Source organism: Terrisporobacter muris (assembly GCF_024621905.1).
GTDB lineage: Bacteria > Bacillota > Clostridia > Peptostreptococcales > Peptostreptococcaceae > Terrisporobacter > Terrisporobacter muris.
The window spans coordinates 1-8165 of record NZ_JANKBY010000155.1 but is presented as its reverse complement, the minus strand read 5'-3'; the positions used below and the strand labels follow the sequence as shown (position 1 = coordinate 8165).

Below are 8165 nucleotides of genomic sequence, written 5' to 3'. Positions count from 1 at the left end.
TATATTTTGTAAAATTTATTATATATGAGGTGGCTTTATGGGGATTTATCTGATAGGGGAATTAAAGGAAATTAGAAAGGGAAAGGGTTTTTCTAGAAAGAGGTTAGCTAATAGAATTAGTCATTTATGCAAAAAGGATTTTAAAAAAAAGACTGTGTCTGCAAAGACTATACAAAGGGCAGAAGAGGGGAAGCCTATTAAAAAAGAAAAGGCAAGTTATATAGCAAAAGCACTTGATATGAAATTGGAAGATATAATTTGTGAAAAAAGAAAAGATACAAATGATAAATTAGAGACATTAAATTTAGAAAAAAGTATGTGGAAAGAATCTGAGCTTGAAATAGGAAATGAGAAGGTAGGTGAATCTAAACAATTAGAATTTGAATTTTCTAATGATGGAAAACTAGTTATTTTAATTGATAACAACAATAGCATTGAAAAGATAATTAGTATAATAAAACAAGATGTAAATGATATTCCATGCTTGTGTAGGGTGAATAGATTAGGAAATAAACCAGATATGGCAATGTAGTAGTAAAAACTACTGTGGTAAATTTATAAAATTAAAAAGGGGATGATAATATGAAGGAAATATTGGAAGAATTATCATGGAACTTGGGAAACATATCTAAACTTTGCTTATCGTTAGCAGAAAATCAACATAACATATCTACAAATGATAAAACTCCAACAGATAATAATAAGACAAAAATTGAAAAAAATGAAATAACAATTGAAAAAGTGAGAGAAGTTTTGGCACAAAAATCTAAAAATGGGAAAACAGAAGAAATAAAAACACTTCTTATGAAATTTGGGGCAAATAAGTTATCACAAGTGAGAAGTGAGGATTTTACACAAATTATAATAGAAGCTGAAAAACTTTAGATTAGGTATTAAGGGGGAAAATATGAGTAAGAATGAAAATTTATGCAAAGCTATTTTAGATGTAAGGTTTAGATATTTGAACATTTGGGAGCCTGTTTCTATAAATGGATCAGGCTTAAGGTACAGTGTGGGATGTCTAATAAATAAGGAAGATAAGGTCACTGTAAAAAGAATGGAGAAGGCACTTGAAGCAGCTAAGGAAATTTATATTTCAAAATATGGTGCAATAGATGAAAACACTTTTAAAAATCCCATAAAAGATGGTGATATGAAGGAAAATGCTGATGATTCTTTTAAAAATTCTTTCTTTTTAAATGCTAATTGCAAATACAATGCTCCAGAAGTGGTCAACGCAAAAGTGGAAAAAATCACTGATAAAAGTATGCTAACTGTTGGTGATTATGGAAAAGTCAGCATGACGTTTTATCCTTATAATGCAAGTGATGGTCAAGGAGTGGCAGTATTGTTAGGAAATATACAGTTCCTACGAAAAGGAGTTCCAATATATGATAAAGTTTCTGCCATAGATGAGTTTGAAGTTGTAAAAGATGTGGAGGAAAACTTCTTAGACTAGTTTAAAAAATTGCATACATAAAATTTAAGGTGGATTTAGTAAACGTGACTGTTAATATTTCCACCTTTATTTATAGGAGGAAAAATGAGAACTTTATCCATAGATATAGAGACATTTTCATCGGTAAACTTGTTAAATCGTGGGGTTTATGCCTATACAGAAGCAGAGGATTTTGAGATTTTACTCTTTGCCTATGCTTTTGATGATGACCATGTGAAAATAGTTGATTTTACTAAGGGGGAAAAGCTAAGCCAAGAATTGGTGGATGCACTTAAAAATGAAAACATTATAAAAACTGCTTTCAATGCAGCTTTTGAAAGAGTTTGCTTATCAAAACACCTAAACATGAAACTGTCTGCTACTTCTTGGCATTGCACACAAGTACAATCTTTGATGGTGGGTTTGCCTACTACTTTGGACAAGGTGGGGCAAGTTTTAAATGTAAATAGCCCCAAAATGAAAGAAGGAAAAAGTCTTATAAAACTTTTTACCCTTCCTTGTAATCCTAGTGAAAAGAATAATTTCAAAAGAAGGAATTTACCAGAAGATAACCCTGAGAAGTGGGAGATTTTTAAAGATTACTGTATAAATGATGTAAAATGCGAGATGGAAATTAAAAATAAGTTGAATAATTATCATATAAGTGATGATGAGCTGAAATTATATGTGTTAGACCAAGAAATAAATGATAGAGGCATATTGGTGGATGTGGATTTTGTAGATCATTGTCTTAAATGTGACTTGATTTACAAAATAAAAATAAAAAATAAATTCTATAAACTGACTAATTTGAACAATACAAATTCACTGCAACAGTTGAAAAATTATTTATATGAAAAAGGTGTAGAAACAAAGAAACTTGATAAAAAATCCGTGGAAAAATTAATTGAGAAATCTGAAGGAGAAGTATGTGAAGTTCTAAAATTAAGACAGGCTCTAAGCAAGACTTCTGTGAAAAAATATGAAAGTATAGAAAGATGTATTTGTGAAGATAAAAGAGTGCATGGTCTTTTTCAGTTTTATGGGGCATCTCGCACAGGCAGATGGGCAGGAAGGTTGGTGCAGGTGCAAAATTTACCACAAAATCATATAAAAGATTTGAATTTGGCTAGAGAACTTGTGAAAAATGGCAGATATGAAGATGTGGAACTTTTATATACTTCCACAGAAGATGTATTGTCTCAGCTTATTAGAACAGCCTTTTTACCAAGGGGTGGATGTGAGTTTATAGTTGCTGACTTTTCTGCCATAGAAGCCAGGGTTTTGGCTTGGATAGCAAATGAAAAGTGGAGAATTGATACTTTCAAAAGTCATGGGAAAATCTACGAAGCATCAGCATCTCAAATGTTCAATCTACCCATAGAAGAGATTACAAAAGAAAGTGATTTGAGACAAAAAGGAAAAATTGCCGAGCTTGCTTTGGGATATGGAGGTTCAGTGGGAGCGTTGAAAGTTATGGGAGCTTTGGAGATGAATTTGAAGGAAGAAGAGCTACTTCCACTGGTGCAAAAATGGAGAAGAGTAAACGCAAATATTACAAACTTTTGGTGGAAGGTGGGAGATGCAGCCATAGATGCAGTGAAATACTCCCAGACAGTAAGAGTTGGGAAAATCATTTTTGAATACAAAGATGATATTCTTTTTATAAAACTTCCAAGTAAAAGAAAACTTGCTTACAGAAATCCTAGACTGGGAGTTAATAAATTTGGCAAAACTTCTTTAACTTACAAAGGCATAAGTCAAAATAAAAAGTATGAGAGAATTGAAACTTACGGTCCTAAATTGGTGGAAAACATAGTACAGGGAATTAGCAGAGATATTCTAGCAAATGCCATGGTTAATCTGAGGGATAAGGGGTTTGAAATAGTGATGCACGTTCACGATGAGGTAGTTGTGGAAGTGGAAAAAGGTAAAGCTACTGTGGAAGATGTATGTGAGATTATGACAACTTTGCCAGACTATGGAGAGGGCTTGCCCTTGAAGGCTGAGGGATATAGTTGTGAGTTTTATAAGAAGTAAAGAAAACTAAATTAGAAGGGGTTAAAGTGATAATTACCTAGTAGGAAATAATATTAAAATCAAAATAAGATTATTTATATATAACTAGAAGAAGAAAGGGTAGAAAAATGAAAATAGATATATGCACTGGGAAATCTCGAAAAGATAAAGTCTGGAACTATGAAGAGATAAATTTAAGCACATTTATAAAAAGAATATCAACAACTACAAGAACATCTGAAACTATGAAAGAATATAAAAATCTAACAAAAGCAGCCAAGGATGACATAAAAGACGTGGGTGGGTTTGTCCTGGGAAAACTGAAAGACAACAAACGAAGAAAAGACTGTGTAATAAGCCGAAGCGCCCTAACACTGGACATGGACTATGCCACAGCAGATATTATAGATGAAATAGAAATGCTTTTCTCCTTTTACTGTTTAATTTACTCCACTCATAATCACAAAAAAGAAAAACCAAGATTTCGTTTGATTATACCTCTAAGTAGAAATATTTCACCAGATGAATATTGCGCTGTAAGTAGAATGATTGCCAAGGAAATAGGAATAGATTTGTTTGACGATACAACTTATGAGCCAAGCCGCCTTATGTATTGGCCATCAACTTCATGTGATGGAGAGTTTATTTTCAGGGAAATAGAAGGTGAAATACTAAATCCTGATGATGTTTTAGAAAAATATGGTAATTGGTCCAACTCTGCTTCCTGGCCTGTATCTAGCAGACAACAAATTATTATAAAAAACAATATAAACAAACAAGCTGATCCCCTGGAGAAAAGCGGTGTTGTTGGAGGCTTCTGTCGTACTTATAGCATAAGTGAGGCTATTGATAACTTTCTGTCAGATATTTATGAAAAAAGTGAAATGGAGGGCAGATATGACTATATACCTGCATCTTCATCAGCAGGAGTTGTAGTTTACGATGACAAATTTGCTTTTTCCCATCACTCAACAGATATGGCTTGTGGAAAGCTTTTAAATGCTTTTGATTTGGTGAGAATTCATAAGTTTTCTCATTTGGATGAAAATGTGGAGGATAATAAGGAGTGGGTAAATCTACCTTCATACAAGGCTATGGAGGAACTTGCCATAAATGATGAGAAAGTAAGGTTGCAATTGTCAAAGGAGAGGAAAGAGTTGGCAGCTATGGAGTTTGATATTGTGGAAGATGAAGAAGAAAATAAAAATTGGCAGGCGTTTTTAGAGTTAGACAAACATGGAAAAGTGAAAAGTACCTTAGCAAATATAACTAATATTGTTCGATATGATCCTAATCTTAAAAACATTGTATATAACGAGCTAAAATTTTCTATAGATGTTATTGGAAAACTTCCTTGGAAACAAGCTAAATTAGGATGGTCAGATGCAGATTATGCCTGTGCAAAAATATATTTTGAAAAGGTTTATGGAATTTGGTCACCATCAAAATTTAAGGATGGCCTTCTAGGTTTAGTATGGTCAGAAAGAACTTATCACCCCATCAAAGAATATTTTAGTAAATTAACTTGGGATGGCAAAAAACGAATAGATACTCTTTTAATTGATTATTTGGGAGCTAAAGATAGTGAGTTTGTAAGAGCAGTAACAAGGAAAACTCTTTGTGCAGCAGTGGCTAGAATATATAAACCAGGAATAAAATTTGATAATATATTAGTTCTTAACGGACCTCAAGGAATAGGAAAATCAACATTATTCTCAATTCTAGGAAAAGAGTGGTACTCAGATTCCTTATCTATAACAGACATGAAAGACAAAACAGCAGCAGAAAAACTCCAAGGATACTGGATATTGGAGCTGGGAGAACTTGCAGGAATGAAAAAAGTCGAGGTGGAAACAATTAAATCATTTGTAACACGAACAGACGATAAATTCCGCCAAGCCTATGGAATAACTGTGGAAAATCATCCAAGGAGCAATATTATCGTGGGAACAACTAATGCAGAAAGTGGATTTCTAAGAGATATAACAGGAAACAGAAGATTCTGGCCAGTAAATGTAAGTGGCGTTAGTATGTATAAACCTTGGGAGCTAAAAGAAGTAGACCAAATTTGGGCAGAAGCAATAAATGCTTATAAAGAGGGAGAAGAATTATTTTTAAAAGGTGAAGTAGTAGCAATGGCTTATAATGCTCAAAAGCAAGCAATGGAGTGTGATGCAAGAGAAGGGATAATTTTAGAATACTTAGAAAAGTTACTGCCTGAAAATTGGGACGAGATGGATCTCTATGAAAGACGTAGTTTTTTAAGTAACAATGACATAAGTCCTAAAAAAGGTACAGTAAAAAGAGATAAAGTTTGTATAATGGAAATTTGGTGTGAGTGTTATTACAAGGAACGCCAAGATTTAAAAAGAATAGATTCTTATGAAATAGAGAGTATATTAAATCGTATAGGAGGATGGGAAAAACTATCATCAAACAAAACTGGTAAAGTAAGATATGTTTTATATGGTCCTCAAAAAACATTTATTAAAAGTGAAATTTAAATTCTAGGCACAGCAAGGCAAAGAAAATTTGATAGAAATATTGTGCTTTGGTAGATAGGCACAGGCATAAGCACAGATATAGGCACAACCTAGGAGTCAGCAAAGAACTGTGTTTGACAATATGTGTGCTTAGTGTACCTATAAGAATTTCTACTTATTTAATAATTACAAAAAAATAAGAAAAAATAGCGCATATGTGTATGTACGCGCGTATAGGGTTTTTGGTGTATAAGCACAGCACTTAGGCACAAGGCATGATAATAATAAAAATATGGAGGGAAAATTATGAATGTAATAATGGAAGATATACCTTATAATTTACATACAATGGTAGACATAGTAGGAATAGAAAACTTTTTGCAGATTTGCAAAATGTATGGAGGTAGCTCTATATACATACCTGTGTATAGTAAAATGATTATGGGGGATAGGAATAGAAGGATGGTTAGAGATTATAATGGAAAAAATATCGATAGGTTGAGGGTAAGATATGATCTTAGTAAAGAGCAGGTGAAGTATGTGTTGAGGAAGGAAGGGGCGATAGGTTAAGGGGAGATTCAATTTGAACTAAAAAGGCTTAAATCTTGTAATATAGGGGTCTAAGTATATAGAATAAATAGTGGTGAATCTTACCACAAGTAACGGAGCGATGTTTTTATAAGAAAAATTATAAATAGATTATACTAATTTTCATATGATCCCCTTATGATAGAAAGTTAAAAAAATAAAACCTTTGTCATAAAGGGCTCATATCATTTTAATTCTAAAACTATAATCAGTAAATTTAGATAAATGTATAAAATTCTCCTTTATGATATCTTGGGAAAAAATGTAATTATTTATTTTTTATAAAATTTTTGATAATATAGACTTCACGGCCTATTTTGAAAAAAATTATAATAAAAGGAGAATTTTATGTTAAAGAAATGTTTGATTGTTATTTTTATTATATTAAGTTTTATAATTTCAAAAGAGATTCTTTTTAGTAATACAGATCTTAGCTATACAGAAATTATAAAAGAGTTTAAAAAGGATTACGAATCCACTGAAAAAATAAGCTCTGAATCTTTATCTGAATATGAAGAGTTTTTAGATAAAAATGGAGAAAAGTCGGACCGGTTTATTATAGATACATATATTAAATATGCAGATAATATAATTAGTCAAGAAGAAGAGGAAAATATAAAAAGTAATATACAAGAAAGTAAATATTTAAATTCTAAAATCTTAGGAGGTCAACTTCTATATAAATATTATTTAGAAAATGATAAATCTAATAAAGCTAAAGAGCTAATTATAAATATATTTGATCAAATAAAAAGAAAGCAGTTTGAGAATAATGAAGATGAAATAACTTATTTCTTAGGAATGGTAGCATCTGAAGCTGATGATAAATCTATTTCAATTGAAATATTAGAAAGTTTACTAGATAATAAAGATGCAACAAATAGAATTAAGCTAAAAATAAATGAAGAGTTAAGGTACTTATATCTTTATATTAATAATTATGCAAAGGCATCAGAAGTATCAGTTAAATCAATAATTATATCAAATCAGCAAAATTTACATGAAGAAACATCAGAAGGGTTAATTGAATTAGCACAATTGTTTAAAAAGCTAGGAGGAATAGAAACTGGTATTGAATTAATAAAAAAATCTTTATCTATTGATTTAGAAGATGAATTTAAAAATGCAGATATAAAAACTTATGGCTTATTAACTCTTGGGGAGTTATATCTGACTAGGGGAGACTATAAGAATGCCAAGCTAGTTTCAGAGAAAATACCTAAGTATAAAGATAGTATACCGATTGATACTTATCGTGATATAGAAATAATAAAAGCTAATATGGATGCAAAAATTGCTATAATGGAAGATGACTTAAAGTTAGCAAAAGAACATTTAGATAACTCTAAGTATTTGCAAGAAATTGATGAAGAGGATTACTATATTGGAAAAGAGATTTCTTATTCATTAGCATTAGGAAAGTTTTATGAAGAGACCAATCAATATGAAGATGCAATTAAACTTTATGAGTCAATGTTAGATGAAAATAAAAATAATATATATATAGTAGAGCAAATTTTAGAAGCCTTAATAAATGTAGAAGATGATGATACTAAAAGAAGTGATTATTATAAGCAGTTAATAGAATTAAAAGAAAAAGAAGAAGACGAGCAATATGGAAATTATACATTTTACAT

The 8165-nt window shown here is 31.1% G+C and carries 7 protein-coding genes; all 7 read left to right on the top strand.

The window, feature by feature from the left end:
* Positions 1-37 precede the first annotated feature (37 nt).
* Positions 38-532, top strand: a complete 495-nt coding sequence (locus tag NSA58_RS12095; protein ID WP_039681305.1) for a helix-turn-helix domain-containing protein — start codon at positions 38-40, stop codon at positions 530-532.
* Positions 533-582: 50 nt separating this feature from the next.
* Positions 583-885, top strand: coding sequence for a hypothetical protein (locus tag NSA58_RS12090; protein ID WP_052233165.1), 303 nt, complete (start codon positions 583-585; stop codon positions 883-885).
* A 22-nt stretch (positions 886-907) separates the two neighbouring features.
* Positions 908-1459 (top strand): ssDNA-binding protein, encoded by a 552-nt coding sequence (locus tag NSA58_RS12085; RefSeq protein WP_039681304.1) that lies wholly within the window; start codon positions 908-910, stop codon positions 1457-1459.
* 84 nt (positions 1460-1543) lie between these two features.
* Positions 1544-3478, top strand: a complete 1935-nt coding sequence (locus NSA58_RS12080) for a DNA polymerase (protein WP_257560505.1) — start codon at positions 1544-1546, stop codon at positions 3476-3478.
* Positions 3479-3585: 107 nt separating this feature from the next.
* Positions 3586-5961, top strand: coding sequence for a virulence-associated E family protein (locus NSA58_RS12075; RefSeq protein ID WP_257560504.1), 2376 nt, complete (start codon positions 3586-3588; stop codon positions 5959-5961).
* Between the two features lie 285 nt (positions 5962-6246).
* Entirely contained in the window at positions 6247-6510 is a 264-nt protein-coding gene (locus NSA58_RS12070; protein WP_039681301.1) for a Mor transcription activator family protein, read from the top strand.
* Positions 6511-6876: 366 nt separating this feature from the next.
* Positions 6877-8165: tetratricopeptide repeat protein (locus NSA58_RS12065; protein WP_257560503.1), on the top strand; the 1289-nt coding region annotated here is incomplete at its 3' end.